Origin of the sequence: Streptomyces sp. NPDC090445, from assembly GCF_044769385.1 — a bacterium.
Lineage (GTDB): Bacteria > Actinomycetota > Actinomycetes > Streptomycetales > Streptomycetaceae > Streptomyces.
Genome location: NZ_JBIVXV010000016.1, coordinates 107,106 through 133,521 on the forward strand (window position 1 = coordinate 107,106; position 26,416 = coordinate 133,521).

The window sequence follows — 26,416 nt, forward strand, 5'->3', positions numbered from 1 at the left end:
GGTACCGCGCGGGCGCCGGGTCGAGGGTATCGCGTGCCCGTGCCGTCAGCCCGTGGCCTGTCCGCCGCAGAACACCTCGTTGACGAGCCTGTCCCGCAGCTTCGGGAACTCCCCTGCCGGGTCGAGCGCGGCGTCCCCGGTGGTCACCGAGGCGGTGAGCGTCGTCCTGCCGTCGGGGGTGCTGTACATCAACGTCGCGTAGCCGTTGAGGCCGCCGTTGTGGTGGAGGACGGTGACGCCGCACTCCGGGCTCAGGTCCTGCACGAACAGCCCCAGGCCGTAGTGGTGTTCGCCGCTCTTGGGGTGCGGCGTGCGCATCTCGGCGAGCAGCGGGGCCGGGAGGATCCTGCCGCCCGCCAGCGCGGACATGAACGTGCCGAGGTCCTTGGCGGTCGAGATCATCTCGCCGCCGGCGGAGATCCAGGAGGGGTTCTGGCGGCTGACGTCGAGCGTCTTCCACTGGCCGGCGGCGTCCTGGTAGCGGTGGTAGCCGTGGGCGTGCGGCCCGGGGATGTCCGCCCGGGTGCCCGGCACCAGGGTGTCCCGCAGCCCGAGCGGCCGCAGGATCCGCCGCTCCATCTCCTCGCCGTAGGGGCGGCCGGTGATGCGCTCGATCAGCAGCGCGGCCAGCACGTAGTTGGTGTTGGAGTAGCTCCAGTCGGCCCCCGGCTCGAACCGCACCGGCTTGGACAACGACAGCCGTACCAATTCCTCCGGCCGGTAGGTGTGGAACCGCTTCTCCACCCACTCCCCGCCCTGCCAGGGGATGCCCGGCACGATCGTCCCGTCGGGGTAGTACTCGCCGGTGAAGCTGAACAGGCCGCTGGTGTGCTGCAGCAGCATCCGCACCGTGATCCGCCGGTCCAGCCCGAACCCGGGCAGGTGGTCGGCGGCCGGGGCGTCCAGCCCGACCTTGCCCTCGGCCGCCAGTTGCAGCACCACCGTCGAGACGAAGGTCTTGGTGGAGCTCCCCACCCGGAACGCCCCGTTCGTCGACGGCTCGGCGGTCCCGCCCAGCTCGCGCACGCCGGCGCTGCCGGCCCAGTCGCCCTGCTCGTCATGCACCCGCACCTGTATCCCGGCGAAGCCTGCATCGGCGAACTCCCTTATGGCTTCCCGCAGTTCCGGACGGTCCTGCCCGGCAGCGGCCTCGGTCACGGCGCGGCTGTCCACGACGGTGCGGTGGGACTCACCCATGGGTCATTCCTTGTCTCGCGGGAGTACGGATTCGGCGCGGCTCGAAGGCTCAGCGGCAGCCCCTGCGGCTGCCGGCCCTTGCGAGGCGGCATGCGATCGAGTCTGATCCCTGACCCAAGGTCAAGGTCAAGGCCAACCTTCCGCGCTGCCCTGCCGCCACCGCATCGCGCTCACGCGCTGCGTTCATGCCCTGCGGAGCCGCGCTTGCCTGCGGTAGCCGTCCAAGACGTCCTGGCGGAGCAGGTAACCGAAGCCGGCGGATGCCAGCCGCAGCCCCAACCGGGCCTTGTCGATGCCGAGACCGGCTGCGGTGTCCGCCAGGTGCCAGTCGTTGTCGGCGAGCCTGCTCAGCAGGTGGCCGCGGCGGACCTGGGCCTCCGACAGGCGGAACGTCTTGAGGAAGGCGATCCGGCCCCGGTCGTCGGTGATGGCCTCACCGATGTGGTTCTCCTGCTTGGGACGGAACAGCGGCAGGAACCGGGAGAGCGTGAAGCGTCCCATCCGGTAGACCCTCTGCCAGGTGTACGCCTGCTCCAGCAGTCCGGTGGCCATGGTCGTGTCGTGGAAGTGCGCCCAGGCGCTTTCCTGCTCGGCAACCGCCGTGCGCAGATGGGCCAGGGAGCGGATCTGCGCGTCGGGGATGCGGGCGCGGAAGTCCGGCACCGGCGGCATCAGCGTGGCGTAGTGGTGGATCAGCTCCCCGTACAGGTCCTGCAGGAGGGTGGGGTGGAGTGCCCGGTAGTCGTCGGGATGCGGGACCGCGAACGCGGCGGCGAGCGCGTCGGCGACGTAGAGCAGAACACCGCACTGGCCGGGGTGGATCTCGAAGATGCGCAGTGCGTCGGCGAGTCCGCGCACTTCGGCTCCCGCGTAGGCTTCCTCGACGCGCGGGGAGAGCCCCTGGCGGATCGCCCGCTGCGACCATTCCTCCCAGGCGATCGTGGGGCCGCCGAAGTGCAGTGCCAGGTAGCCCTCCAGCGCCAGGTGCGCGGGGAGGAACCGCAGCCGGTCCTTGGCCTGGCGGCGGGCCGTCCGGCGGTGGAAGCGCAGGCCCATCGTGGCGGTGGGGGCCGAGTTGCCGTCGGCGGAGAGCTGGGTGCCGAAGGCGGCTGCCGGCGTACCGTCACCGGTCCACGTGGCGACGAACCCGTGCGGGACGTAGGAGAGGTGGGCAGGGGGCGGGTCGGCCTCGGCCTGACCGGCCGCATCGCCGTAGAGCTCCGGGCGCAGACGGAGGTCGTGGAGGGGTTCGTCGCGCACGAGCGGAACCAGGCGGACGGCGCCCCATACCTGGGCGGGACGGGGGGCAAGACCGGTCAGGTCCAGCATGGTCGGGTCCGGGGTGGTCATCGCGCCTGCTCCTGGTCGCGTCCGCTCGTCATGCCGGCCGCACGGGTGTCCATGTAGGTGATCAGTTCGGCCAGGCCGGTCCGGCCTTCCGCGAACTGGGCCAGTTCCACCAGTGCGGGAAGGTCCTCGGCGTCACGGATGCCCGCGGTGGGCACGGACGGGGCCAGCCGGCGCACGTCGAAATCGGCCGCGTCGTAGACGGGGTTGAGATGGACGATGCCGGTACGCCGCTCGGGGTCGAGCCGGGTCCGCCAGACGCGCAGCACCTCGGCCGCCAGGCCGGGAGGTGCGTTGTCCCATCCGTCGGAGACGATCACCAGCCTGGACGGGGCGGTGTCCAGCGCGTCGAGGATCCGCCGCCCGAGCGGGGTCGGCCCGTGCGGACGGGCCAGCAGTGCGTCGGTCCGCCCGGACGTCCACAGGCCGGTGTAGTCGGCGGCGAGGGCCGCGAGCAGGTGGTGGCAGGCCAGGGCGACGGCCAGCGGCCGGCGGCGCTTCTGCACCGAGCCGAAGGCGGAAAAGCTGTCGTCCAGGACGGCGGTGACCTTGCCCCAGGTCCCCCGGTGGGAGCCGGCCACCCGGCCTGCGGCCGCCTCCAGGGCCTGGGTGAGCTCGGCACGCCGCCGCCGGCGGTCCTCGACCGGCAGCGACAGCACATGGGTCGCCAACCGGGTCAGCGGCATCCCGGCGAGGTCCGCCTGCACTGCCGTGGTCCCGCGCCTGTGCGCGGACGCCTGCAGCCGCAGGGTTTCCAGGCGGGTCATCCGCGGGGCGATGCGCTCCAGGAAGACGTCCCGGCGTATGCCGTGTTTCGCGGCGAAGCCCTCGGCAGCCGTGTAGGGCAGCTCGTACAGGGCTGCCTGCTCGTGGTGCGCGCGGCGCCACGCCTCCAGCAGGGGTGTCGCATAGTGCGTTCGGGTCAGCGGCGCGAACAGGAACGTGCCCAGCTCTTCGGTGGCGGGGGCCAGGTGTGCGTGGCGAAGGGCGCGTTTGAGGCTGCTGCGGTACTTCACCGCGTCGAACGCCAGGTCCCGGCGGGCGGACAGCCAGTCACGCATGATCGCGCGCGTGCGGCGGTTGTTCACCCCGGCCCGGCTCAGCGCGTCGAAGAGTCCGTACACGCGCTGTGGCGGCAGCACCGCCAGCCGGGACGCGATCAGACGGCCCTCGCTGCGGCGCCGGTCGGCAGTGGCCTCACCGGCGGTCTCCAGCAGCCGTCGGATGACGATGACCGCGTTGTGGTCGTTGATGTCGAGCGCGAGGACCCCGGCGTACAGGTCGCGGTAGTTCCCCAGCATGTACGTGTGGAGGAAGTCCAAGGACAGCCGCTGCTCGTCCGCATCGCTGTGGAATTCCCGCTGGCCGGTGGCGGTGATCGCCGCGTTGACGAAGAGCAGTACGTCTTCGGCTGCGACGAGGTCCCCGTAGGTGTCCATCCAGATCTTTCCCCGTGAGTGCGGATGCCGGCCGGGGAATGGGGGCGCGAGCTGCGAATCATTGCTTCAGAGGCAGGTTCCGGAAGTCGCACCGGAGTCCCGCGGCCGGCCCCATGACCGTAACAGAGCAGGTCACAAGGCCACTATCGAGTTCCGCACCGAGGCCGTGCCGGACGCGGCCGGCCCGCACCCGCACGAGAGGGCGGCAACTCCGGCCGGCGGACGTATCCTTCGGGACGGCCTCAAACCTGCCGCGGGATCGGGGGACTCGATGGGTGAGAGCGTGTGGGCACGATTACGGCGGCGCCTGTCGGGGCGGGCCCGGCCCGGTCCGCTGCCCCCGCCGGCGGGGCTCGGCGGGCCGGAGGCGGAGCCCTTCACCGTCACCACGGGGGAGAAGGCGGACGGCACGCCCGTCATCAGCATCAGGCTCGGCCCCGTGATGTCGACGGCGCTGCAGGTCTCCGCAGAGCTCGCGAAGTACGGGCGCACCGACCCCCGCGCCCTGGAGATCCGCACCGGTCACGCCCGCCACCTGATGCAGAACCACGAGGTGGCCCACGCCGTCGAGGCCTACCGCGAGATCGTGGCGCTGCGGTCGGCTTCCCAGGGCCCGGACCATCCGGACACCCTGGCGAGCGGGCACAGCCTCGCCTTCGCGCTGTACGTGCAGGGCTCGTACGCCGAGGCCGAGGCGGTGCAGCGCGCGGTGTACGACAGGCGCCGCGCCGTGCTCGGCTCCGACCACCCGGACACGGTGGCCAGCGGGGGCAACCTGGGCGAGCTGCTGTTCCGCCTCGGCCGTCTCAACGAGTCCGGGGAGGTACAGCTCGCCGCCGCCGAGGCCGCGGAACGGGCCCTGGGCCCGGACGCCCCGGAGACACTGCACTGCCTGATGCGGCTCGCCGCCGTCCTGCGGGCGCTGGGCCGGCCGGTCGAGACCGAACGGCTCATCGCCCACCTGGTCGACGCCTTCGCGCGGGTCGAGGGACCCTCCTCCGTCACCGCCCTCCAGGCCCGCAGCAACCACGTCACTGCCCTGCTGTCCCTGGACCGGACGGCCGAGGCACTGCCCGCGGCGAAGGCCGTCGCCGCCGATGCCGAGCGCGCCCTCGGCGCCGACCACACGGTGACCCTGCACGCCCGGCACGGACTGGCCGACGCGCTCTCCCGGTCGGGCAGGCCGCGGGAGGCCACGGCCGTGCTGGAGGCCACCGTCGCGGGCTACACCCGGACCTGCGGAGCCGACCATCCGCTCACCCTCGCGGCGCGGCAGGGCCTGGCCGAGGCCCTGGCCGCCGGCGGGGAACCGGAGCGGGCCGCGCGGGAGGCCCGCGCCTGCCTGGCCGGGCGCGAGCGGATGCTGGGCCCCGGCCATCCGGACACGGAGGCGGCGCGTGCGCTGCTGGGGCGGATCCGCGGCGGGAACCGGACCTGAACCCGGCCACTCCACAGGGGGGTTGGTGCCGGTGCGGGCGGTGGGTCCCGTCGTGCCGTGCCGTCAGGCGCCGGTGTGGGTGTGGGCCGCCCACAGGGTGGGCGTGCGCGGGTAGCGGTCCCGCAGCGCGCGGACGGCCTCGTGCAGGGCGTACGGTGCCGCACCCGCGCCCGTCGGACCCGCGCCCGTCGGACCCGCGCCGACCGGGCGGCTGGAGCGGGTTCCCTCGTAGAACAGGCGCGTGATCTCAAGGGAGGCGGTGTCGTCGACCTGCCACAGCGTGCCCACCACGTGCCGGAATCCGGCGAGCAGGAACGCGCCGGTGATGTGCACCGATTCGTCGGCGAGGCGGGCGGCGCCGCGGGCGGTGGAGCAAGCGGAGAGGAAGGCCAGCTCGGCGTGTTCCAGGCCGAGGGCGGAGATGTCGGCGACGGTCAGGGGCCGTTCGCGGTGGCCCGCGGTCAGCAGCCGGCTCTCGGCGGGCCGGCCCGGGTCGTCGACGGCGTGGCAGGCGAAGTGCGCGTGGGTGGCGTGGGCGAGGAGGCCGATGACGCGGTCCCGACGGGCGGCGTCGTCGGCGGCGACCGTGGCGGCGGGCAGGGCCGCCGCGGCCAGGGCGGCCTCCGCGGCGGCGGACGGCAGGGGCGCGTGGCCGTCCCCGGTCCGGCCCATCGCCACCACGCAGGACGAGGCGGTGGCCGGATCGGCGGGCGGCCGCGACCGGACCCGCCGCAGGGCCTCCACGCTGGGGGTGTACGAGGACACCACCCGGTCCAGCGCGCCGCCGTCCGACCGCGGTGCCCGAAGCCACCGGCGGCCGCCGTCCTCGGCGGGGGCGGCCGCGTGCAGGGGCAGCAGTGCCATCGGCCCGGTCGGGCACCACCACAGCCTCGGCCTCGCCGTGCCCGGGGCGGGTGCGGCGTCGAGCCGGAGGCGCTTCAGGACGGGGTGCACGGTGGTGTGCCACAGCCAGTCCAGGACTCCCGCGACGGTCTGCTGGGCGGCCAGCCGCTCCCGTACCCCGACGGCCGGGTCGTGGGCCGCCTCGGTGGCCTCCTGCAGGACGGCGGCCCGGTCGACCGCCGCCCGGAACGTCAGACGGGGCAGCCGCAGAACGTCCAGGCGCCCGTTGCGCAGCAGCAGCGCGTCGCACCGGTACCAGGAGGGGACGACGAGCACGACGGGGTCCGGGCCCGCGTCCGCCAACAGCTCCGCCGCGGTGGCGGGTACGAGGAAGCCAGCCAGCCCCGGCAGGGCCCGGATGCGCCGCAGCAGGGCGCCCCACTCGGCCTCCCGGTCCTCCGGCCGCGGCGCGCCGGGGCCGGAGGGGGCGCCGGCGGGGGCCGGCTGCGTCCGGCCCGGCGGGGTGGCGAGGTCCGGCCGGGCGGCGGGTTGCGGCGGGTCGAAGGCGCGGCGCAACCGGACGTACTCCCGTGCCAGTTCCGGATCCGCCTGCCAGAGCGGGGCCAGGCCGCCGCGGGCGGTGAGGCGGCGGGACAGCACCACCCCGCGGCCGTGCTCCAGGAGTTCCAGGGCGCGTTCGGGCCGTCGGGCGTTCAGTGCGCAGGCGGCCGCGGCCGAGGGGAGTCCGGACGTGTCGCCCAGGTCGTGGAGCTGGTCCATCAGCAGCCGGTCGCGGGTGGCCAGCCGCGGCACGAGGGCGACGGCCTGCCGGAGGGAGTCCGCGGCCCCCGGCCAGTCCTTCAGGCCGGCCCGGACGTGTCCCTGCGCGGCGAGCGCTTCGATCCGCCGGCCCACGGAGGCCGTGCGCACCGCGACGGCCGCGGCCGCCACGCCGGCGGCCTCGCGCAGCGCGCTGCGGTCGCCGGTGCGCTGGTGCTCGGCCCGCAGCGCCTGTACGAGGGAGTACCGCGTCGCCATCTGGTCGGGGTCGTCCTCGGGGAAGGCGGCGGCCGCCTGCCGCAGCAGGCCGATCGACTCGTGCAGGTCGGCCGGGTCCCCGTAGGCGTCGTACAGTGTGCGCAGCCCGTAGCCGAGGCCGTCGAGGAAGTACCGGCGCGGGGGGCCGGCGTCGGGCAGCTGTGCCAGCGCGTGCCGGTAGAGCCCCACCGCCTGTTCGAGGGGGGCCGGATCGCCGGTCTCGCGGTGGGCCCGCTCCAGTACGGAGCCCAGGTTGGCCACCGCTGCGGGGCGGCCCGGATGCTGCGCGGGCAGCAGGTCGAGGGCGGCCTGCGTCACCTGCCGCGCGGCTTCGAGGGCCTCGTTCCCGCCGGTTCGTTCGTGACGGCGGACCATGGCCTTGCCGAGTTCGGCCAGCAGCAGGTGGGCGGCGGAGCGGCTCCAGCCGCCGGCGGGCGGCCGGTCCAGTGCGGCCCGCAGGACGCGGGCGGCGTGGTCGACGTCCCCGGTGTGCCGGGTGGTACGGGCCCGGGTGAGCAGGCAGCGCGCCAGCTCGGCGGTCGCCGTGGCGCGGTTGCCGCCGGTCGCGAGGGCGGCGGCCCGCTCCAGCAGGGTGACGGCCTCGTCGAGGTCGGCGGTGCGGTGGGTGCGCTGGTAGCGGTCGTGCAGGGCGGACCCCAGGATGCCGCGGGCCGCGCCCTCGTTGACCGGGTCGTCCGCCGTCGCGGCCGCGGCGGCCGCCCGGCCCCGGGTGATCGCCAGGTCCAGCACGTCCGGTCGGGACTCGAACGCGTAGCGGTCGATCAGGGCCTGGGTGCCCTTCAGGAGCAGCACCGCCCGGTCGGGGTGGTGTGCGGGACGGGCGTCGAGTGCGTCGTCCAGGAGCTGTACGGCCTCGGTCAGGGGCGCGGCGCTGCCGGTCCGGCGGGCCGCCCGCTCCAGTGCCTCGCACAGCAGGACCAGGCGGGGTACGGCAGCGTCCTCGGCGCGCGGGGTCGCGGCCACGGCGGCGCGCAGATGCTGCACCGCCTCGTCGAGGTCGACCGGGTCGTGGCCGCGGCGGAACCGGGCGAGCAGGGCGGAACCGAGGCCGGCGGCGTGGCCGGCCCCGGCCGCCGTGTACGGCGGTTCCCGTACCAGGGCCGCCCGGCGCCGGGCGATCTCCGCGTCGAGCCCGTCCCCTTGCCCGTGCCGGTACTCCTGCCCGTGCCCGTGCTCACCTGCGGCATGTGCCACGGCCCCTCCCCGGCGATCTCCCTGTGCGGTTCCCCCGGGTCAACTACCCTGGAACGGGAGGCAGTAGACGGATGGTTCCGCTGCCGGAAGGGCAGGGGGCAGGGCATGAGCCGTGAACGCCGCGTTCCGCCGGTCCCGTTGTCCGAGGCGACCGCCGGCCGGGTCTCCCGGATGTGCGCCGATCTGGCCGAGCTGGAGGACCTCCTCGGGGACGGGGCGCGCCCCCTCCTCGCGCGCCTTCGCGCCCCGGGGGCTTCGGAGGAGCAGGTGGGTTCCGTCCTGGCGGAGCTGGAGGACCTGCTGCGGCGGCACGGCGTGGTGGGCTCGGGCGGCGTGGCGCGGGGCCCGGCGGAACCCGGGCCGGGGCCGGACTACCGGCCGCTGCCCGGGCTGGGCAGGGCCCGCCCGCAGGAGGTGGTCCTGATCTGCCCCGGCGGACTGTGCGACCGGGTCGAGATCCCGCGGGCCGGTACGGCGGCGCCGGGCTGCGCCGTGTGGGCGACCGGGCTGAGCCGCTTCCGGATGGACCGGCCGTGACCGGGGTGCTCGCCTCGCTGGGCGGGCGGCTCGCCGAACGCTGGCTGGCCGTCCTGGTGTTCCCGGGGGTGCTCTACGTCTGCTGCATCGCGGTGGCGGTCCGGCTCGGGGACGCGCACGCGACGGACCCGGCCCGGCTGCGGGACGCCGTCGACGCGTTCGCCGCCTCGCCGGTATCACGGAGCAACGGGGCGCTGCTGGTCGGCGCCCTCGCGGCGGTCGCGCTCGCCGTGGCGGCCGCGGGCGCGGCGGCGGCCCTGGGCGGACTCCTGGCCCGGGTGTGGACGGAGGACTGGGGCCGGGCCGGCGCACCGCTCGCCGCCTGGCGCAGGCGCCGCTGGACGGCCGCGACGGCCCGCTACGAGGACGCGCTGCGGGAGAAGGCCCGGCTGCTGCTGCGCCGAGCCCGGCCGGCAGCCGCCAACGGCGCCACGCCGCCGAACCCCGCACTTCCTCCGGACACCGTGCTGCCGCCGGACACCGTGCCGCTGCCGGACACCGTGCCGCTGCCGGACACCGCTGCGCTGGCCGCCGCCCGCGACCGCATCGCCCTGACCGAGCCGCGGCTGCCGACCTGGATGGCCGACCGGATGCGCAGTGCGGACGTACGGGTCCGGGCCGCGTACGAGCTGGACCTGGCCACCGTCTGGCCGTGCCTGTGGCTGACGCTTCCGGAGGAGGGCCGCACTCCGCTGGCCGCGGCCCAGGCGGCGTTCACCACGGCCGCCCGCACCGCGGCCTGGGGCGCCCTGTACCTCGCGCTCGGCGTCTGGTGGTGGCCGGCCGCCCTCGCGGGCGCGGCTGCAGCGGTCCTGGGCTGGTGGCGCGGCCGGACCGCCGTCGAGCACCTGGCGCAGCTCGTGGAGCGCACGGTCGACCTGAATGCCACCGCCCTCGCCGAGGCCCTCGGCCACCCGCTGGACGGCCCGTTCACCCCGGCCGACGGCCGGACCGTGACCCGCCTCCTGCGCAAAGACCCCTGAACCACCCCCACCACCCACGGCCCGCGCCCACGCCCTCGCCGAAGGCGGAGGCTGGGCCAATCGGGGATGATGGGGCAGTGTTGGTCATGGCAGAGCCCCTGCAGCCCGCTCCCGCCAGGCCCATGACGGTCCGTGTGCACTCGGCTGTGGGCACTGCCGTGGTGCTCTGGCAGGGGGCCTCCGAGGCCGTGGCGCGAGAACACCACGTCGAATGGACCGTCGACACGGACATCGCCTGGCCGGGGAATGCCTGGCCGAGTGCCTCCGAAACCCCCGAGCTGCGGGACGACGGCGACCACATCCTCTTCCGTGGACGGCTGGCCCTCGCCGAGGACGGAGTGGCCGTCCTGGAGTTGGGCGGCCCTGTGATCCTGTTCGATCTCGCCGAGCCGCCCCTGCCGGAAGGCGTCGATGGGTCGTGGGTGGAGGTCCGTGTGGCACAGGACCGCGTCGCAGTCTGGCCCTACGAGGTCTGACGGACGGCCGACGCCCTCGCCGCGGGCCGTTTCGGGCTGCTGGGGCGGTCGAAGGGGGGTAGGGTGCGGGCCGTGTCCGAGCATCAGCGCGACCTCGTCGGGTACGGCGCCGAGCCGCCGCACGCCGCCTGGCCCGGCGGCGCCCGCGTCGCCGTCAGCCTCGTACTGAACTACGAGGAGGGCGGCGAGCAGAACGTCCTTGAGGGCGACCCCGCCTCCGAGGGGTATCTGCACGAGCTCGTCGGGGTGCCGCCCGTGGTGGGCGGGCGGGATCTGAACGCCGAGTCGATGTTCGCCTACGGCTCGCGCGCCGGGTTCTGGCGCATCCACCGCACGCTCGCGGCGCACGGTGCGCCGCTCACCGTCCACGCCGTGGGTCAGGCGCTCGCGCGCAACCCGGACGCGGCGCGGGCGATGGGCGCCGCCGGCTGGGAGGTGGCGAGCCACGGCTGGCGCTGGATCGACTACCGCCACGTGCCCGAGGAGGTCGAGCGCGCCGACATCGCGCGCTCGGTCGCGACCATCGGGCAGCTCGTCGGGCGTCGGCCCGTCGGCTGGTACACCGGCCGGACGAGCCCCCGCACGCGGCGTCTCGTCGCCGAAGAGGGCGGGTTCCTCTACGACTCCGACGACTACTCGGACGACCTTCCGTTCTATGTCGAGGCGGCCGGCCGCCCGCATCTGGTGGTGCCGTACAGCCTGGATGCGAACGACTTCAAGTTCCTGATCGTCCACGGCTTCACGACCGCCGACGACATGCTCATGTATCTGGTCGACACGTTCGACGCGCTCCACGCCGAGGGCGCCGACCGTCCGCGGATGATGAGCGTCGGCATGCACGGCCGGATCATCGGCCGGCCCGGCCGCATCCGCGTGCTCGACGGCTTCCTGCGGCACGTCGCGCAGCTCGGCGGGGCGTGGGTCGCCACGCGCGAACAGATCGCGCGTCACTGGCTCGCCGCGCACCCGCCGCTGCGCTGACCTCCCGTCCGACCGGGCGTGGTGCGGGTCGGCCTCGGCCCGCAGGCGGACGCCGGGGCGGCGATGGCGGGCCCGCCGGGTGGGTCAGCCGCGCTTGTCGAGCTCGTACAGCTGCCCGTCATCCGGATCGCCGACGTACCGGTACAGCTGCGGGCTCCCGGGCTTGCCGGCCACCCTCCAGTCGGGCAGTCCGCAGCCCGGGATGCTGGTGCCGACGCGCTGGCCCCAGGTGTTGCGGCGTCCGGCCGTGAAGGTCCACGTGCCCGAGCCCGAGCACCCCTGTACGGCGTCGCTGGTGCCGTCGCCGAGCCCGGGCCGGCTGATCCCGCCGGCCGTCACCCGGCCGTCCGCCTCGAAGGTCAGCCGCCCGCCCCGGTTGTCGGACCATGTGCCGACCACGTCGGCCCGGGTGATCGACGGAGGGCGGTACTTGGGCAGGATCTCCGTCCAGATCAGGAAGGAGCCCAGGAGGCCGATCCCCACCACGACCGCCGTACCGCGCTTCGCGACCAGGCCGAACAGGCCCTTCCGCCGCGGCCGGCCGAGCAGGGCGGCGACGGACAGGACGGCCGTGGTCACACCCCAGGTCGCGAGCACGGTGGACGTTTCCCAACCGCCGGCCCGTGCCCAGACCGCGAGGGGCGAGAGCACCACCCCCACCGTCGGCGGCACCCAACCCCAGGCGTCCCGGCCGCCGATGACGCGCCCCAGGAGGTCGCTCAGCGCGACGGCCGGCAGCACCACCAGCAGCGACAGCACCAGCCCCAGGAGCGCGACGACCTTGGTGACGGCCAGGAGGGACATCACGGCCGTCGTGGAGCCCAAGAAGTGCGGCAGCTCCCGGGTCAGGGCGTACAGCACGCCGATCACCACCGCGAGCATGGCCTCCAGCCACAACACCAGAACCGAGACCGCCAGTATCCGGCCGTAGGACCGCTTCTCTTCCACGTTCGATCCCCCTCCTGGCACGCCGAACGGGCGCCACGTCACTGCCTGTTCCTGTTCGCAGGACACCGCACACGGCCATACTGCCACCAAGCCTGAACGTGTTCAATTCCCGGGCGTTCGGCGTCAACTGCCCTGCAGGAGCACCTGTCGCCACTGCGGTCGCACCGGCGACAAACGAGCCTACGACCCTGGGCCCGGGCCGCCCGGCGTCACCCCTCCTTGCCGCCACCCTCGGCGAGCGTGTGCGCGACCAGGGCGTTCGCGTGGCCGTGCCCCAGGCCGTGTTCGGACTTGAGCCAGGAGACGAGCTCCATGTGCCGGGTCAGCGGCGAGGAGCGGATGAGGTCCTTCCATTCCGCGATCGGGCGGCCGTACTTCTTCTCGATCGAGGGGAAGTAGCTGGCAGGGCCCTTGATTGCGTCGACCATGGGGTACGCACTCCGTTTCACGCGGTGGATGATCTCGATGGTGGTCATGCTCATGGACGGGACCGCGGTGGTCTAGTCGTCGGCGGCGTCGGCGAGCAGACGGGCCGTCACCGCGGCCAGCCACACCAGGCTGAGCCCCGCGCCGGCGGTGAAGGCCAGGACCGTGGCAGCGGAGCCCGCGAACCCGGCGAGGACACCGAGGGGAACGAGACGGGAGGCCACGGCCCAGCCGCGATGCCCCCGGACGGCGAGGGGGCGGGCCAGGACGAGGAGCGCGGCACACAGGGCGAGGTAGCCGACCATGCCGCCGATCATGTGTGCGGCACCGTGCGCGCTGAGCGATGCGGCATCCGGAGCACCGGCCGGGAATCCGGCCCCGGCGTCGGCCGGGAAGGCCGCGGCCGCCAGGAACGAGGCGCCGAACACGCCGATCAGGACGGGCCCCCAGGTCGCCCCGGGCCCGGCCCCGGCTCCGACTCCGGTCCCGGCTCCGGTCCCGGCTCCGGTCCCGGCTCCCCCACGGAGCACCCGGCGGAGCCCGATGGCGCCGGCGCCGAGCAGGGCTCCGGCGAGCAGGAAGTTCACCGTCTGGATCCAGCCCGGGCCGCCGAGGGCGAGCTGGCTGATCGCGTGGCGGGTGAAGTCGAAGCCGTCCCGCGCGATCCCCTGGGCGATGCCCGCGCCGAGGAACAGCGGGCCCGCCACCAGGCAGCCCGCCGGGAGGAGCCGCGTCGCGCGGGAAACGGACCGCGAGGGCTGCAAGGGCCGCGAGGACTGCGAGGACTGCGACCCGGCGCGAACGCCGCCGAGCGGACCGGTGAGCGTACGGGGCATTGCGTTCCCTCCTCCTGCGCCGCCCCGGGGTACCGGGCTCCACGGCGCTTCCGTGTGGTCGATGGGTAGACCGGGGCGGGAGCGCAACATCATCGGTACCGAACACGTGACCTGCGTCACATTCGCGCGGCGGCGGGATCGCGGAGGCGCCGACAGGCCGCCGGACTCCCGGGCACGGCCATCCGCCGGAGGGGGCGGTGATTGTGCCATGCCGAGGGCCGGGAGGCACGTCACGAGAACGCGCGACGTGCCTCCCGGTCCCCGTAACTGGCCCAATGGTGGTCACGAACCGGACGGACCAGCCGTCCGGTCGACCGAAAGGAAAACAGCGATGTCCTCCCTGATCCCCCTGCGCAAGTCGCTCCTCGTGGTGGTCTCCGCCGTCGCCGCGCTCCTCGGCGGCGGTTCGGCCTTCGCCGCATCGAGCTCCGCACCCCTGGCCGATGACCCCTCCGGGGCGAAGGTCCAGCGCACCAGCTCGGTCAAGAGCATGCTGGGCTCCCAGGACCGCCTCAATACGTATTACTACTACGTGCAGGGGCAGTGACCGTGACTCCGGTCCGTGTGCCGCCCGGCCCCGTCGGGGCCGGGCGGCAGGGCAACAAACGCGCCTACGAGCGTGACCCGCTCGCCTTCCTGCTCGACCAGCGGCGATACGGCGACCTCGTCCGCTTCGACGACGAGCTGTACATCGTCAACTCACCCGCCCTCGCGGAGGACGTCCTCAAACACACCAACACCACCTACACCATCACCCGTGACCTGCTGGGTGACGAGGCCGACGGAGGCCGCGCCTCGGAGGACCTGGCCCGCTGGATGCACGCCCGCAGCCTGGCAGGACGCGGTCTGAACCGGAGCAGTCTGCGCGCCGCGGAGGACCGCCTCGCGGCGACGGCGGTCCGGCACGCCGAAACCTGGAACGCCCGCGGCAGGATCGATGCGATCCCCGCGCTGGAGGAACTCAGCGCCGATCTCATCGCCGAGTTCTGCCTGGGCCCGGAGACGGGCCGGGTCCCCGCCCTGGTGGCCCGCCTGCAGGACGCACGGCTGCCGGGCTCGCTGCCCCTCCCCGGCGGCCGGCCGCTGCGCAGACGGCGCCTGCACCGCGTCGGCCGCGACCTGGCCGCCGAGGTGTCCCGTCTGATCGTCCGGCGCAGAACGCGCCGGGAAGGCTCCCCCGCCGCGGTCGCGGACCTCCTCAACACCGCGTGCGACGAAGGCGCCCTCACCCACGAAGGCGCGGTCAGCATCGTCGTCGCCAACCTGTTCGCCGCCCACGAGACCACCGCGGCCGCACTGGCCTGGCTCTTCCTGCTCCTCGACCGGCACCCGCACGTGCAGCGGCAGGTACGGGACGAAGCCGACCGGGAACTGGCGGGCGGACTCCCGACCGCGGCCGATCTGCCCCGGCTGGCCGTGACCGAAGCGGTCGTGAAGGAGACGCTCCGCCTCTACCCGCCGCTCTGGCTGCTGGAGCGGGCCGTCGACCAGCCCACCGAGCTCGCCGGCTACCCGCTGCGCCCCGGCCAGCGCGTCGCCGTCAGCCCCTTCGTACTGCAACGGGACCCGCGCCACTACGACCGGCCGACGGAGTTCCGGCCCGACCGGTGGATCAACCGCCCTGCCGCCGCCCCCTTGCCCAAGTACGCCTTCATGCCCTTCGGCGGAGGACCGCGAACCTGCCTCGGGGCACACTTCGCCACCGTCGCCATGGTCGTCACCACCGCGGCCCTGACCAGCCGCTACCACCTCACCCGGACCCCGGGCACCACACCCGCGTTCGGCACGCGCACCATCCTCCAGCCCGAGGGCCTCACCCTCGACCTCACCACCCGCGACCCGCAGCGCCACCGGGAGCAGGGGGCTGCGGCACGGGAGGCGGCTCAGGCGTGGTGCGGTGCGGCGCGCAGGCCGCCGAGCAGGGCGGCCAGGTAGCGGTGGGCGGTGCCGATGCGGTCGGCGGGAGGGCCGCCGTGGACGTTGACGGCGTACGCGATGCCGCACATGAGCGGGACCAGGTCGGCGGGGGCCAGGTCGGGGCGGACCGCCCCGGCGTCGCGGGCCCGGTCGAGGAGGGTGGTGCCGACCGACCGGAGCGTCGTCTTGAGTTCCGTGGTGCGCGGCAGGGTGTCCGTGGCCGCTGCGGCGACGGGGGCCAGGGAGGCGTCGGTGACCTGTGCTTCGACGGTGCGGAAGAGGAAGCCCTCCAGCGCCCGCCAGGGGTCGGGGTCGGCCAGTGCCTGCTCGCCGTGCGCGGTCAGGGCTTCCAGACACGGGGCGGCGACGGTCTCCAGCAATGCCTCGGGGGTGGCGAAGTGCCGGTAGACGGTGCCGACTCCGAGTCCGGCGCGGCGGGCGACGTCGTTGAGCTGGAGCGGTGTGCCCTGGTCGACCAGGGCACGGGCGACGGAGACGATCCGGTCCCAGTTGCGGGCCGCGTCCTTGCGCAGGGGGGTCGTCATGGGGGACATGCTAATCGGATGGTCGATCCGGATGGATGGCCCCCGCCGCCTGTGCCGGCGCCGGCACCGATACGGATGCCGGCGCCGGTGCCGCCGTCGGGCAGATGCGATGCGAGGGTCAGGCGGCTGCGAGTGGCGCGTACCGTGCGCTGAGCCGGCGTACGGCTTCGGTGACGCGCGGGTCGGTCGCGGTGCGGATCGGCGGCACCGGGAGCGCCCGGGCGCCGATGACGATGCCGGTCCGCCCGGTCAGGGCGTCGTCGGTGGCGGCGACGATGGAGGGCCGGGCGGCCGCGGACGCCGGACCGGCGGTCGAGCGCCGGAACGTGCGCCGCACCAGCGGCCACAGCAGCCGAAGGGCGGGCGAGACGATCTTCGGGTCGGCCAGGGTGCCGTTGGTCATGTCGGTCGCGGCACCTCCGGGGTCGGCGGCGAAGACCGAGACGCCCGTGCCGTCGAGTCGCGCGGCCAGGTCGAGGGTGTAGGCGAGGTTGGCGCGGCCGTACCAGTGGAAGCCGTAGTAGCCGCCGGGCGGCTCGACGGCGTCGAACACCCGCTTGGCGACGCCGACGGCGCCCGAGGTGACGTTGACGATCCGGCTCGGCGCACCGGCCGTCAGCGTGGGCAGCAGCAGTTCCGTCAGCAGGTACGGCGAGAGGTGGTTGACGACGAAGGACGCCTCGACTCCGTCCAGGGTCCGCCGCTGCGGGAACATCGCCCCGACGTTGTTGACCAGGACGGACAGCGGCTCGCCCGAGGCAGCGTGGTCGGAGGCGATCCGGTCGGCGAGTGCGCGCACGTCGTCGAGCGAGGCGAGATCGGCGGGCAGGAACCGGGCCGGGTGTGCCGGGTGTGCCGCGTTGATGCGGTCGACCGCCCGGGCACCGCGGTCGGGGCTGCGTCCGACCACGGTGACGGCGTACCCGGCGGCGGCCAGTCCCAGCGCCGTCTCCCCGCCGATGCCGGCCGTTCCGGCGGTGATCACCGCTGTCTTCCTCATGCGCTCCTCCATCCATCCGAGCAGACATCCGGATAGATCATCCGCTTCGAGTGCGACCGTAACACGTATTCGGATGGGCTATCCGGTTGACTCGGCTGCGTCACGGGGTGCCGACCGGGGAATGCGCGCAGGTATGCCGGAAATGATCAGCACCCTCACCCGTATCGCCGGCCGCCGCCGGGAGCCGGTCGCGGTCCAGGCCCTGCGCTCCACCGCGGCAGCCGTCATCAGCTACGTGATCGCGCTACGGCTGAGCAGCGAGCCGGCCCCGCTGACCGCGCCGCTCACCGCACTGCTCGTCGTCCAGGTCACCCTCTACTCGACGCTGACCACGGGCGTCCGCAGGGTGAACTCCGTGGTCGCCGGCGTCCTGATCGCCATCGGCTTCAGCGCACTGGTGGGACTCACCTGGTGGAGCCTGGGCCTGGTCATCCTGGCGTCCCTGCTCGTCGGCCACCTGGTGCGTGTGGACGAGTTCGTCCCCGAGGTCGCGATCAGCGCCATGCTCGTCCTCGGCGTCACCCAGGTCGCGGACACCGCGTGGGACCGGGTCCTGGAGACCCTGATCGGCGCGGCCGTCGGCATGCTGGTCAACCTGCTCGTCGCGCCGCCGGTCTGGGTCGGCCCGGCAAGCGCCGCGATCACCGACCTCGCGGCGCGCATGAGCCGGCTCCTGAAGCACCTCGGCGAGGAACCGCCCGGGCCCGCCAAGGTGGAGCAGGCCGCGGCCCGCCTCCACGAGGCGCGGCGGCTCGACAACGACATCGCGCTGGTGGACACCGCCCTCCGGCAGGCCGAGGACAGCCTCCGCCTCAACCCCCGGGTCAAGGAGGGCCTGCTCTCCCGGCTGGTGCTGCGGACCGGCCTGGACACGTTGGAGATCTGCGCAGTCGTCCTCCGCGTCGCCTGCCGCACGCTGACCGACCTCGCCAAGGCCCGCCCCGACAGCCCGCTGTTCACGGCCGAGGTCAGGGCTGCGCTGCGGGAGGTCCTCGCGCACACGGCCACGGCGGTGGAGAGCTTCGCCCAGCTCATCACCGCCCAGGTCAGCGCCAACGCCGAGAAGGCGGAGGCCCGGCTGGCCGCCGAGCTCGTCGTGGCCCGGGCGAGCCGGGACCGGTTCGCGGACCTCCTGCTGGCCCGGATCGGGGAGGACAAGGCCCAGTGGCAGCTGCAGGGCGCGCTGCTGGCCGAGATCGACCGGGTGCTCGACGAACTCGGCGTGGACAAGCGCTCCCAGCGGCTGCTGGAAGAGCTCGACCGCCACACCCGTACCCGGCCCAGCCGCCGCCTCGCGTCACGGCTGCCGGGCCGGCGTCGCGACGGCGGCGGCACGTGAGCGGGCGGGCCCGCGTGGCGGCGGCGCGTCCGTACGGGCAGCGCTCCTTCCGGCGTCCGCGCGGAACGAACCCCTACGGTGTGCACATGACCGACACGGTGTGCACGTGACCGACGTGCCGACGACCGTCGAGGAGGCGGCGGCCCGGCTGAAGGAACGGCTGTACGCGACGATCACCATGATCTCCGTGGTCATCGGCCTCGGCGCCAGCGGCCATGTGGACGCGGTGGGCGCAGCGGCGACGGTCATCACCGCCTCGGTGGGCCTGTGGCTGGCCGCGCTCGTGGCCGACCAGCAGGCGCACCGGGTCGTGCACGGGGCCCTGGCCACCGGACGGGAGCTGCGCTCCGTACTGTTCGTCAACAGCCCGCTCCTGCTGTCCGCGGTGGGCCCGCTCCTGCTGATCGGCATCTCGGCGCTCGGGGTGATGGCGCTGAGCACGGCCCTGGTGACGGCCGCCGCGGTGAACGTCGCCACCCTCTTCGCCTGGGGCTGCTACGGCGGCATCCGCATGGGGAGCGGAACCCTGTTCGCCCTGGTGGCCGGTGTCATCGACGCGGCGATCGGAACCGCGGTGGCCTTGGTCAAGGCAGTCGCCAGCCACTGATCCCACGCGGGGGGACGGCCGCCGCGGGGAGACGGCCGCCGCGCCGGGCGCCCGGGGCCTCACAGGGCGTCGAGTATCTCCTCCAGTGTCGTCCCCGTTGCCCCGCCCGTTTCGGTCCGTTCGAGTACGAGCACGCGTGCCGGCACGTCCGCGGCCGCGTAGGCGGCGAGTCGGTGGTGGCCGTCGAGGACGACACCGAGCAGGAAGCATTCCTCCCACTCGGCCGAGACGTAGCGGTCCTCCCTCCAGCCCAGCAGGAGCGCGGCCGGACGCTGCCCCCGCGCGATCGCCGACGCGTGCCGTTCGACCGTTGCCGGGTCGAGGGCGGACAGCGGCTGCGACGGCAGGATGCTGCCGTAGGTCGGCGGACCGCCGGCGATCATCCGCGGCACCTGGAAGTGCTCGGTACCCGGCCACCCCATCTCGTCCGCGACCCCTTCCCCGCCCGCATCCCCTTCCCCACCCGCGTCCCCTTCCCCGCGCGCGGCGACTCGCCGCAGCCACCACGACTGCCTCGGCTCCCCGACGCGTTCGAGGGGAAAGTCGACCAGGTGTGCCCGGTAGTGGCCGGTTTCCAGGTCGTGGATCAGCGGTTCGAGGGCGCGTACGGTCGCGGCGGTGATGTCGCGCGGGTCGGCGAGCGTTTCGCGCACGCGCGCCGCACCGGTCCTTGCGTCGGCGGGCGGGAAGCCGAGCAGGTGCATCGTCGTCTCACAGGTGTCGCAGTCCGAGCCGACGCGGTAGAGCGCATGTCGGCCGACGTGCAGGGTCTTGTCCCATCGCGGCCACGACGAACCCGGCTCCGGCGGGTCGTAGTCGACGCGGACCCGCCCGCGTCCCTCGTCCAAGGCGAAGCGCAGGCTCCTCGGCGAATCGGCAACCACGTCGCGCACTTCCGGCACCGGCGGCGCGGCGAGGTCGAGGCCCGGCCAGACGCGGCGGACGTGTGCGGAGTACTCCTGCGCCGTGCCCCACTCGGGGATGAGCGGGTCGTGCCCGGTGAGGCGGACAAGAGCACGGTGGACATCGCCGGCGGGCCGGTCAGGGCCGTGGGAAAGCCAGTCGAGCAGGTGCGGCACGGCCGCCGGATCGCCCATCTCCTCCAGCGCGACCGTGAACGCGACGTGGGTGAGCCCGGTGACCTCGGGCAGGCGCCGGGCGATCGGCACCGTCCACTCACGCGCGCCGAGGCACGCCAGCGCGAGCGCCGCCCGGCCGGACACGGCGTCCGTCCGCAGCAGCGCCCCGAGCGCCGCCGCGCGGTTCGGGTCCCCGGACAGTCCGAGCGCGTCGACGACGATCGGCGTGTACCCCAGCCGCGCCGTCAGCCCGTCGAGCACCGGCGCGGGCACCGCCAAGCGGCGCTGCGCCGCCAGCAACAGCAGCTCTTCCGACCCGAGCCGCGCCAGCAGGTCGAGCACGACCGGGTCGCCGTCCTCGCGGAGCAGGCCGAGGAGGTGCCGGAGCATCCGGCGCTCGGTCTCGCTCGCGCCCGCGTAGCGCGCCCCCGCGTGCGCGGCCAGTACGCCCGGGCCGCCGGGTGGGTCGGCGACCAGTTTCTCGAACGCGATCCAGTAGAAGGTGGCGGCGAGGGCGGCGTCGAGACGGGCATCAAGTCGGGCTTCGAACATGGGGTGGAGAGTACGTGTGCCGGGGTCACGCGGTCACGGCGGTGCCGGACCCCGGCACTGGCCATGGTCGCGGAGGAGCACGGTCAGGCGCTGGCCGTGGAAGGCCGCCCCGGGCTCAGACGTCGACCTGCTGCCAGGGGAAAGGAGCCCGGTCGGGCCGCACCCAGCCGGTCCTGGCCTGGGTGCCGGCCAGTGTGGAGGAGTGGTAGAAGCGGGTGAGCAGCTTCTTGTCGAGCAGTGCCGGATGCCGGGCGGCGAAGGCGTCGAACTCGACGGTGTTCGTCCCGTCGGCGTGGTGGCCCACCAGCTCGACCCAGGCCCGGCTGACGGTGGCGTGGTACTTCTGCGGCTTGCCCGCGTAGCGGGCGGTGCGCTGGATGCCGTCGCTGACCAGGTCCACCGCCGCGTCGGTTCCGTAGCGGCGGACGGCCAGCCAGGTCAGGTGGACGTGCTGGCGATGCCCGAAGTGGTCGGCGGTGGCCATGACCTCTGCCATGAGCTGTGCGAACGGGGAACGCTCGTCGTGTGCCTGCGGGGTTTCGTCGGTCATGACCTCTCCTCGATCAGCGCGTCCAGAACGGTGTGGAAGCCGGCGACGGTCTCGGCGGACAGGCCGTTCAATGCGCGGTTTTCGAGATCGGCCAGCGTGCGGCGGATCAGGGATGCCGCCGCGCGCCCGGACTCGGTGAGCTCGATGCGCACGGAGCGGCGGTCGCCGGCCTGCTTGGCGCGGACGATGTGTCCGCGCCGCTCCAGTCGGTCCAGCACGCTGGTCAGCGTGGTGGGACGGCTGCCGACGGCGGCACCGAGCCGGGAGACGGTCCGGCCTTGGCCGTCGGCGAGGTTGGCCAGTGCATTGATCTCGGCGGCGGTCAGGTCAAGGTCCGCCAGCTCGGTGGTGATGAGGTGCAGCGTGGCGTGGGTCGCACGCTGCAGGGCGAGGAGCACCGACCGTTCGGGGGGCAAGGATTCAGGACTCACGATTTCGGATATTACGATATCGGATTAACGGCCGGCAAGCGCAGGCGCGGGCCCCGTGCTCCGCTCCGGGTCAGTCACCCCCGCCGCCACCGCCGCCACCGCCACCGCCCCCGCACGACGAGCCGCAGGACGAGCCGCCGCCGCAGGAGTCGCCACCGTCACCCCACGAGATCTTGCGCCGCCTCGACCGCTTGGGCCCCCGCAGCACCTGGAAAGCCACCACGACGATGACCAATGCCATGGTCAGCACGACTTCCATCGCCTGCCCCCGTTCCTCTCGTTCCGGTTGTGCGAGCACGATGCCCGCCTCGGGGGCGCTTCCAAGCGCGGGTTGAGCAACTTCAGAGCTTCTGCGCGGACACAGGCATCAAGACGTACTACGTGCGACAGAGCGCAGGAGGCGCCTCACCTTCCTCCCCCGCGCCCGTCGAGGAGGCGCGCCTGCGCGCCGTGTCGCCCGCCATGACGATCACGGCACTGCCGGTGCCCCTCATGACCGCGGCCGGTGTGGTCACCTCGCTGCACACCGAAGACATCGGGTAAGAGTGGGCCGACCGGCAGCGGGAAGCATGCCGGCACATGCCCTTCCCGATGTCGGAGTACGTCGCAGGGTGGGCGGGCTGATGCTCGGCGTGGCAGCGGTGGGGGTCGGCGTGTGGAGGCCGAGGCCCCTGGCCGGCGCGTGCAGGGTTCGGTCAGGCGCCCGTTGCCGTGACCGCCCGGGCGTCCGGTGCGTCTGCGTACAGGGCGTCGAGGAGCTCGTCGGCCCAGGCGGTGCTGTACGCATCCAGCCTCGGGAAGCCGCCCTCGTACGGGGAGCGGGTCCAGGTGAAGGCGGCGCCGGGGTTGTGGGTGGCGTAGCCGTCGGCGGCGAACAGGTGCGGGCTGCCCTGGATCTCCGGGCCCTGGGCGATCCGCCACTGCTCGTAGACCTCGGTGCGGCCGCTGCCGCGGGCCAGGGCGGCGGCCAGGGCCTCGGCGTCCACGTGCTCGCAGTCCTCGGCGAGGTCGAGGATCACCGAGTGGATGCTGATGCACTTGCTGTCGGCGTAGAACGCCTTGCGCAGCGCGCGGTCCAGTTCGTCGCTGCCGCGCAGCCCGCCGATCGCCGGGTCCTTGGCCGCCTGGACGGCCTCCATGGCGGGCAGCATCGTGACCGGGAACGCCTCCGGCCGGCCGTGCCACAGGCGCCAGCCGAGCTCGGGCCGGTGCGCGGCGATGGTCATGATCTCCGGGTCGACGATGAACTTCGGGGTGGGTTCGCGGTTGAACAGCTCCAGCGGGAAGGCCCGGTGGTCTATCTGCAGGGGCAGCTGCCGGCGTTCGGTGGCGGCGTTCAGGGTGTGCAGGGCGAGGCTCGCCCACGGGCAGCCGATGTCGGACCAGACGGTCACCGTCGGGATACCGGAGTGCGTCGGCACGTTTCCTCCTGGGGGTAGTGCGAGGCTCCCGGCTGATGTGCTGCGGCGCCGGGCGCACGCCGATCAGAACGCGACCGGGCGCCGCCGGTCCATCGCCGCAGTGTCACTTCGTCAGGTGGCAGCCGCCTTCCGAAGTCTTGCCGAGGGCTGCTGCACCCCCGCCCCGGCAGCCGGTTCGCACAGGTCGTTCGCGGCATCCCGGCCGGCTCGGTCCGGCCGGGCGGGTACGCGCCGTGGCGGGCGGGTCAGGAGGTGGGGTGTTCGTCCAGCGGGACCGTGAGTCCGATGCTCTCGGCTGCCACCGCGACGGCGTAGTCGAAGAACGCGGCTTCGTCCTTGACGCTGTCGTGGGTGCGGCTGAAGACCTGGAAGACCAGGAGGCCGATCAGGTTGCTCCACAGGACGATGCCGCGCTCGATGATGTCCGAGAACGGGGCTTCGGGCACGCCGCCGAACAGCTCGACCGCCGCCGGCAGCAGCAGCGGTGTCCCGGACGGCGCCCGCCGCGGCGGGATGAGTTCGCCCGCCTCCAGCGCCGACCGCACGATGCCGGCGAGCACCGCGGGGGTGCGGGACGCGGGCAGGACCGTGTCCTGCGGGGCGTGGTAGCCGGGGACGGGAGAGCCGTAGATCAGCGTGAACTCGCCGGGGTGGGCGAAGGACCACTGCCGCAGCGCACGGGTGACGGCGAGGAGCCGCGCGCCCGCCGGCGCGCCGGCGTCCGCGGCGGCCCGGTCGGCCTCCTCCATCGCGGCGCCGGAGGCGTCGTAGGCGTCGATGACCAGTGCGGTCAGCAGGTCGTCCCGGTGCGGGAAGACGGCCTCCACGTCGGCGAGGGCAAAGCCGCCGTCGCCGGCCACTGCATCCGGGGACAGCCCTCCGGCCCCCAGGCGCGGCAGCATGCTGCGGGCGGCATCCTTGATCACGGCTTCCGATATCGCGTTGTCGTCCATGCCGAAACCGTACCTGTCGTCGAACGTGCGTCGTGGTACCGGCGTGTGACGTGGCATCAGTCGCCCTTCGGGGCGGAAATGCAGATTCCGGTACGGCGCGGTCGCGGGCCCCGCTACGGTGGCCGTGTCACCGCCCAGTGGAGGTCCAGTGCCAACGACCGTGGTGGGGTTCCGACTCGGCTGCGATGCGCGGAACCGGCAGGCAACCATCGTTCTGACCGAGTCCGGTGTCCTCCACCGCTCCAACGGGCCCCTGGGGTCGACGCCGAAGCCGGGCCGGCCCGACGCTCCCGCGTCCGTGGACCCCCACCCCGTACCCCGGCAGGCCGCCAAGCTGCGGAAACTGCACGCCGAGCTGACCGGTGCCGGGTTCAGCCGGGTACTGGTCCCGCCCGCCTGCGTACGGCTGGACACCGACGAGCATCCGCTGCACGCCAAGCCGTACGGGGGGAACGCGCCGCCGCCGCATCCGGAGCTGGTCGAGGAGTTCGTCGGGCTGGCGCCCGCCCGCTCGATGCCGCTCGACGAGGCGATCCGCGCCTTCTACTCCGCGGTCGGCATTCCGTCCAAGCCCCGCAATCCCGTTCCGCTGGGAGGGTCGCTGCGGCCGCTCCCGCCCCGCGTCGAACAGGCCCTGCGCGCCCTGGCCCGCGGGGGTGCCATCAGCTCGCCGCCACGGCGCCGCGTCGGGTGGCGGATCACCACCGGCGGGGTCCGTCTGCACGTGGGTCCTGCGGGCGAGGCCCTCACCCGACAGGAGGTCGCGGATCTGCAGGCCGCGCTGTCGGCCTGGTTGCGCCTGAACCCGCATGACGCGCAGCTCCCGCAAGCCACGGCGGCTGCCCGCGTACCCCTGGCCCCGGAATCGGCGTCCCAGGGGGTGTCTTCGCAGCCGCCGGCATGACCGGCGGGCCCCGCCGTCGCGGTCTCCTACAATGCCGGTCGGGGCGGAGCCGTAGCGCAGAGGTCGTCGCGCGCGGTCTCCAAAACTGCGAGGACGCCGGTTCGATTCCGGCCGGCTTCGCCCCTTCCCGGCAGTCGGCGCGTTCGGCGACGGCGGAGCGCTAACCTTTGGCCATGAGTGGGCTGTTCAGTTCTGCCGGGGACGGCCTCGGCCGCCCGAGGGGCACCGCCGGGTATGCGGAGGCCGCGGACGCGCTGGCCGTCCAGTACGAGGAGGTCGGCTTCGCCGGGGTGCACGGCGACGTGCTTCACCTCGTTCCCGCGGAGCCCGCCCGCATCCTGGACGTCGGCGCGGGAACCGGACGGGATGCCGCCGCCCTGGCGGCCCGCGGGCACCGCGTCGTGGCGGTCGAGCCGACCGCCGAGCTGCGGGCCCACGGCCGGCGGATCCATGCGGGCAGCGGGATGGACTGGGTCGACGACGTCCTGCCGGATCTGGCGCTGAGCCGGCACCCGGGCCGGTTCGACGCGGTGTTCGCCACCGCCGTGTGGATGCATCTGGACGCCGGGGAGCGCCGGCGTGCGATGGCCAGGGTCTGCGCCCTGCTGGAGCCCGGCGGCCGGTTCTTCGTCAACCTGCGCCACGGCCCCGTGCCCGCCGGCCGCCACATGTTCGACGTGTCCGCCGCCGAGACGGTCGAGCTGGGCGCCGCGTACGGGCTTCGGGCGGTCCACCGGAGCGAGCGGCCCGACCTCCACGGCCGCGACGGCGTGCGGTGGAGCGTCTTGGTGCTGCAGCACGCCGCCGCGTGACCCGAGCCCCAACCCGGTGTGGATCCACACGACCCTGAACGCGGTGGTGTGCGTGGCGGGTACGGGGGATCCGGTGTGGCGGGCGCCGCTCGAACCGCACTCGGACCGGCCGCACGGGCACTGGCCCGGGTGCGTGCTGTCGTCGGACGGCCGGGTGGTGTGGGTCTACCAGCCTGACGCGATGGCGGGCAGGGACATGGACGACCAGTGGGTCGCCCTCGACGCCGGGACCGGTGCGGTCGTGGCCCGTACGGGCCTCGGCACGGTCGGCCAGGGCGGGAGCCGGTTCCCGCATCCGGCGGACGGCAGCGCGCTCCTGGACGTCGGTGAGGGCCAGGACGGTTCGGTCATCCACCGGGCGACGCCCGGAGACGATGGTGTGCCGGTCTTCACCACCTACCCGTGGTGGGACCGCTGCCTGATCGGTCTGGCACCGGGCGGGGAGCAGTTCATGACCGTCCACCACGGTCAGGAGGACGTCGCCGCCGGCGTGGGGGGGGGGGGGGGGCGGGTCCCCCCCCCCCCCCCCCCCCCCCCCCGGGGCCCCCCCCCCCCCCCCACCAACCCCCCCCCCCCCCCCCCCCCCCGCCCCGCCGCCCCCC

General features: G+C 74.1%; 27 protein-coding genes and 1 tRNA gene. 13 read left to right on the top strand and 15 right to left on the bottom strand.

Going from position 1 to position 26,416, the window contains the following annotated elements; translation table 11 throughout:
• Nucleotides 1-45: 45 nt before the first annotated feature.
• The 3 genes from ACIQUT_RS26325 to ACIQUT_RS26335 all read right to left on the bottom strand — a co-directional run bounded on the left by ACIQUT_RS26325 (nt 46) and on the right by ACIQUT_RS26335 (nt 3,983).
• A complete protein-coding gene (locus ACIQUT_RS26325) occupies nt 46-1,197 on the bottom strand; it encodes a serine hydrolase domain-containing protein (protein WP_403566204.1) in 1,152 nt (383 codons plus the stop codon).
• Nucleotides 1,198-1,380: 183 nt separating this feature from the next.
• Nucleotides 1,381-2,547, bottom strand: coding sequence for an ARPP-2 domain-containing protein (locus tag ACIQUT_RS26330; protein ID WP_403566206.1), 1,167 nt, complete (start codon nt 2,545-2,547; stop codon nt 1,381-1,383).
• Entirely contained in the window at nt 2,544-3,983 is a 1,440-nt protein-coding gene (locus tag ACIQUT_RS26335) for a hypothetical protein (protein ID WP_403566208.1), read from the bottom strand. Before ACIQUT_RS26335 ends, ACIQUT_RS26330 begins: the two co-directional genes overlap by 4 nt.
• 271 nt (nt 3,984-4,254) lie before the next feature.
• On the opposite strand from ACIQUT_RS26335, the gene ACIQUT_RS26340 reads away from it, so the two are divergent.
• The gene (locus ACIQUT_RS26340) at nt 4,255-5,421 is read left to right on the top strand and encodes a tetratricopeptide repeat protein (RefSeq protein WP_403566210.1); all 1,167 of its coding nucleotides are present in this window, start codon (nt 4,255-4,257) and stop codon (nt 5,419-5,421) included.
• Nucleotides 5,422-5,484: 63 nt separating this feature from the next.
• On the opposite strand, the gene ACIQUT_RS26345 is transcribed toward ACIQUT_RS26340, so the two are convergent.
• Complete coding sequence (locus ACIQUT_RS26345) at nt 5,485-8,517, bottom strand: CHAT domain-containing protein (RefSeq protein ID WP_403566212.1); 3,033 nt, start codon at nt 8,515-8,517, stop codon at nt 5,485-5,487.
• A gap of 105 nt (nt 8,518-8,622) precedes the next feature.
• Here ACIQUT_RS26345 and ACIQUT_RS26350 point away from each other — a divergent pair, with 105 nt between their 5' ends.
• From ACIQUT_RS26350 to puuE, 4 genes are all read left to right on the top strand, one after another.
• Nucleotides 8,623-9,054, top strand: coding sequence for a hypothetical protein (locus ACIQUT_RS26350; protein ID WP_403566214.1), 432 nt, complete (start codon nt 8,623-8,625; stop codon nt 9,052-9,054).
• A complete protein-coding gene (locus ACIQUT_RS26355; RefSeq protein WP_403566215.1) occupies nt 9,051-10,037 on the top strand; it encodes a hypothetical protein in 987 nt (328 codons plus the stop codon). The genes ACIQUT_RS26350 and ACIQUT_RS26355 overlap by 4 nt, the downstream gene beginning before the upstream one ends.
• 86 nt (nt 10,038-10,123) lie before the next feature.
• Complete coding sequence (locus tag ACIQUT_RS26360) at nt 10,124-10,513, top strand: hypothetical protein (RefSeq protein WP_403566217.1); 390 nt, start codon at nt 10,124-10,126, stop codon at nt 10,511-10,513.
• A 72-nt stretch (nt 10,514-10,585) separates the two neighbouring features.
• On the top strand, nt 10,586-11,494 hold the full coding sequence (gene puuE, locus ACIQUT_RS26365) for an allantoinase PuuE (protein WP_403566218.1): 909 nt from the start codon (nt 10,586-10,588) through the stop codon (nt 11,492-11,494).
• 84 nt (nt 11,495-11,578) lie between these two features.
• Here the strand turns inward: puuE and ACIQUT_RS26370 are convergent, their stop codons facing one another.
• The 3 genes from ACIQUT_RS26370 to ACIQUT_RS26380 form a co-directional block, all read right to left on the bottom strand.
• Entirely contained in the window at nt 11,579-12,442 is an 864-nt protein-coding gene (locus tag ACIQUT_RS26370; RefSeq protein ID WP_403566220.1) for a hypothetical protein, read from the bottom strand.
• Between the two features lie 209 nt (nt 12,443-12,651).
• Nucleotides 12,652-12,870 (bottom strand): DUF4287 domain-containing protein, encoded by a 219-nt coding sequence (locus tag ACIQUT_RS26375; protein ID WP_403566314.1) that lies wholly within the window; start codon nt 12,868-12,870, stop codon nt 12,652-12,654.
• A 72-nt stretch (nt 12,871-12,942) separates the two neighbouring features.
• Entirely contained in the window at nt 12,943-13,704 is a 762-nt protein-coding gene (locus ACIQUT_RS26380) for a DUF998 domain-containing protein (protein ID WP_403566222.1), read from the bottom strand.
• Nucleotides 13,705-14,035: 331 nt separating this feature from the next.
• On the opposite strand from ACIQUT_RS26380, the gene ACIQUT_RS26385 reads away from it, so the two are divergent.
• Entirely contained in the window at nt 14,036-14,251 is a 216-nt protein-coding gene (locus tag ACIQUT_RS26385; protein WP_403566223.1) for a hypothetical protein, read from the top strand.
• Between the two features lie 2 nt (nt 14,252-14,253).
• Nucleotides 14,254-15,639, top strand: coding sequence for a cytochrome P450 (locus ACIQUT_RS26390; protein ID WP_403566225.1), 1,386 nt, complete (start codon nt 14,254-14,256; stop codon nt 15,637-15,639).
• Here ACIQUT_RS26390 and ACIQUT_RS26395 read toward each other — a convergent pair.
• Together ACIQUT_RS26395 and ACIQUT_RS26400 are read right to left on the bottom strand one after the other, a co-directional pair.
• Nucleotides 15,588-16,166, bottom strand: coding sequence for a TetR/AcrR family transcriptional regulator (locus tag ACIQUT_RS26395; RefSeq protein WP_403566227.1), 579 nt, complete (start codon nt 16,164-16,166; stop codon nt 15,588-15,590). The two genes, ACIQUT_RS26390 and ACIQUT_RS26395, sit on opposite strands and share 52 nt — an antisense overlap.
• 118 nt (nt 16,167-16,284) lie before the next feature.
• Nucleotides 16,285-17,166 (bottom strand): SDR family NAD(P)-dependent oxidoreductase, encoded by an 882-nt coding sequence (locus tag ACIQUT_RS26400; RefSeq protein WP_403566228.1) that lies wholly within the window; start codon nt 17,164-17,166, stop codon nt 16,285-16,287.
• A 133-nt stretch (nt 17,167-17,299) separates the two neighbouring features.
• Between ACIQUT_RS26400 and ACIQUT_RS26405 the strand changes: the two genes are divergently transcribed.
• Nucleotides 17,300-18,505 carry an aromatic acid exporter family protein gene (locus ACIQUT_RS26405; RefSeq protein WP_403566229.1) on the top strand — a complete coding sequence of 402 codons (1,206 nt, stop codon included), beginning with the start codon at nt 17,300-17,302 and terminating at the stop codon, nt 18,503-18,505.
• A gap of 106 nt (nt 18,506-18,611) precedes the next feature.
• On the top strand, nt 18,612-19,112 hold the full coding sequence (locus ACIQUT_RS26410) for a hypothetical protein (protein WP_403566231.1): 501 nt from the start codon (nt 18,612-18,614) through the stop codon (nt 19,110-19,112).
• A 59-nt stretch (nt 19,113-19,171) separates the two neighbouring features.
• Here the strand turns inward: ACIQUT_RS26410 and ACIQUT_RS26415 are convergent, their stop codons facing one another.
• The 4 genes from ACIQUT_RS26415 to ACIQUT_RS26430 form a co-directional block, all read right to left on the bottom strand.
• Entirely contained in the window at nt 19,172-20,743 is a 1,572-nt protein-coding gene (locus ACIQUT_RS26415) for a hypothetical protein (RefSeq protein ID WP_403566233.1), read from the bottom strand.
• A gap of 115 nt (nt 20,744-20,858) precedes the next feature.
• Nucleotides 20,859-21,293 carry a hypothetical protein gene (locus ACIQUT_RS26420; protein WP_403566235.1) on the bottom strand — a complete coding sequence of 145 codons (435 nt, stop codon included), beginning with the start codon at nt 21,291-21,293 and terminating at the stop codon, nt 20,859-20,861.
• Complete coding sequence (locus ACIQUT_RS26425) at nt 21,290-21,724, bottom strand: MarR family winged helix-turn-helix transcriptional regulator (protein ID WP_403566236.1); 435 nt, start codon at nt 21,722-21,724, stop codon at nt 21,290-21,292. Before ACIQUT_RS26425 ends, ACIQUT_RS26420 begins: the two co-directional genes overlap by 4 nt.
• Nucleotides 21,725-21,794: 70 nt before the next feature.
• Nucleotides 21,795-21,983: a hypothetical protein gene (locus ACIQUT_RS26430; protein ID WP_403566238.1), complete on the bottom strand. Its 189-nt coding sequence runs from the start codon at nt 21,981-21,983 to the stop codon at nt 21,795-21,797.
• A 122-nt stretch (nt 21,984-22,105) separates the two neighbouring features.
• Between ACIQUT_RS26430 and ACIQUT_RS26435 the strand changes: the two genes are divergently transcribed.
• Nucleotides 22,106-22,267: a hypothetical protein gene (locus ACIQUT_RS26435; RefSeq protein WP_403566240.1), complete on the top strand. Its 162-nt coding sequence runs from the start codon at nt 22,106-22,108 to the stop codon at nt 22,265-22,267.
• Between the two features lie 152 nt (nt 22,268-22,419).
• On the opposite strand, the gene ACIQUT_RS26440 is transcribed toward ACIQUT_RS26435, so the two are convergent.
• Together ACIQUT_RS26440 and ACIQUT_RS26445 are read right to left on the bottom strand one after the other, a co-directional pair.
• Entirely contained in the window at nt 22,420-23,145 is a 726-nt protein-coding gene (locus ACIQUT_RS26440) for a DsbA family protein (protein WP_403566242.1), read from the bottom strand.
• A gap of 245 nt (nt 23,146-23,390) precedes the next feature.
• A complete protein-coding gene (locus ACIQUT_RS26445; RefSeq protein WP_403566243.1) occupies nt 23,391-24,098 on the bottom strand; it encodes a TetR-like C-terminal domain-containing protein in 708 nt (235 codons plus the stop codon).
• 148 nt (nt 24,099-24,246) lie between these two features.
• Between ACIQUT_RS26445 and ACIQUT_RS26450 the strand changes: the two genes are divergently transcribed.
• From ACIQUT_RS26450 to ACIQUT_RS26460, 3 genes are all read left to right on the top strand, one after another.
• Nucleotides 24,247-25,002, top strand: a complete 756-nt coding sequence (locus ACIQUT_RS26450) for a hypothetical protein (protein ID WP_403566245.1) — start codon at nt 24,247-24,249, stop codon at nt 25,000-25,002.
• 45 nt (nt 25,003-25,047) lie between these two features.
• Nucleotides 25,048-25,122, top strand: a tRNA-Trp gene (locus tag ACIQUT_RS26455).
• 53 nt (nt 25,123-25,175) lie between these two features.
• Nucleotides 25,176-25,814: a class I SAM-dependent methyltransferase gene (locus ACIQUT_RS26460; protein ID WP_403566247.1), complete on the top strand. Its 639-nt coding sequence runs from the start codon at nt 25,176-25,178 to the stop codon at nt 25,812-25,814.
• The last annotated feature ends 602 nt before the right edge of the window (nt 25,815-26,416 follow it).

Bases quoted from the DNA above. Each gene is read 5' to 3' on its own strand.
- ACIQUT_RS26325 (WP_403566204.1), bottom strand. From the start codon at position 1,197: ATGGGTGAGTCCCACCGCACCGTCGTGGACAGCCGCGCCGTGACCGAG.
- ACIQUT_RS26330 (WP_403566206.1), bottom strand. From the start codon at position 2,547: ATGACCACCCCGGACCCGACCATGCTGGACCTGACCGGTCTTGCCCCC.
- ACIQUT_RS26335 (WP_403566208.1), bottom strand. From the start codon at position 3,983: ATGGACACCTACGGGGACCTCGTCGCAGCCGAAGACGTACTGCTCTTC.
- ACIQUT_RS26340 (WP_403566210.1), top strand. From the start codon at position 4,255: ATGGGTGAGAGCGTGTGGGCACGATTACGGCGGCGCCTGTCGGGGCGG.
- ACIQUT_RS26350 (WP_403566214.1), top strand. From the start codon at position 8,623: ATGAGCCGTGAACGCCGCGTTCCGCCGGTCCCGTTGTCCGAGGCGACC.
- ACIQUT_RS26360 (WP_403566217.1), top strand. From the start codon at position 10,124: ATGGCAGAGCCCCTGCAGCCCGCTCCCGCCAGGCCCATGACGGTCCGT.
- ACIQUT_RS26375 (WP_403566314.1), bottom strand. From the start codon at position 12,870: ATGGTCGACGCAATCAAGGGCCCTGCCAGCTACTTCCCCTCGATCGAG.
- ACIQUT_RS26380 (WP_403566222.1), bottom strand. From the start codon at position 13,704: ATGCCCCGTACGCTCACCGGTCCGCTCGGCGGCGTTCGCGCCGGGTCG.
- ACIQUT_RS26385 (WP_403566223.1), top strand. From the start codon at position 14,036: ATGTCCTCCCTGATCCCCCTGCGCAAGTCGCTCCTCGTGGTGGTCTCC.
- ACIQUT_RS26395 (WP_403566227.1), bottom strand. From the start codon at position 16,166: ATGACGACCCCCCTGCGCAAGGACGCGGCCCGCAACTGGGACCGGATC.
- ACIQUT_RS26400 (WP_403566228.1), bottom strand. From the start codon at position 17,166: ATGAGGAAGACAGCGGTGATCACCGCCGGAACGGCCGGCATCGGCGGG.
- ACIQUT_RS26405 (WP_403566229.1), top strand. From the start codon at position 17,300: ATGCCGGAAATGATCAGCACCCTCACCCGTATCGCCGGCCGCCGCCGG.
- ACIQUT_RS26415 (WP_403566233.1), bottom strand. From the start codon at position 20,743: ATGTTCGAAGCCCGACTTGATGCCCGTCTCGACGCCGCCCTCGCCGCC.
- ACIQUT_RS26420 (WP_403566235.1), bottom strand. From the start codon at position 21,293: ATGACCGACGAAACCCCGCAGGCACACGACGAGCGTTCCCCGTTCGCA.
- ACIQUT_RS26430 (WP_403566238.1), bottom strand. From the start codon at position 21,983: ATGGAAGTCGTGCTGACCATGGCATTGGTCATCGTCGTGGTGGCTTTC.
- ACIQUT_RS26445 (WP_403566243.1), bottom strand. From the start codon at position 24,098: ATGGACGACAACGCGATATCGGAAGCCGTGATCAAGGATGCCGCCCGC.
- ACIQUT_RS26460 (WP_403566247.1), top strand. From the start codon at position 25,176: ATGAGTGGGCTGTTCAGTTCTGCCGGGGACGGCCTCGGCCGCCCGAGG.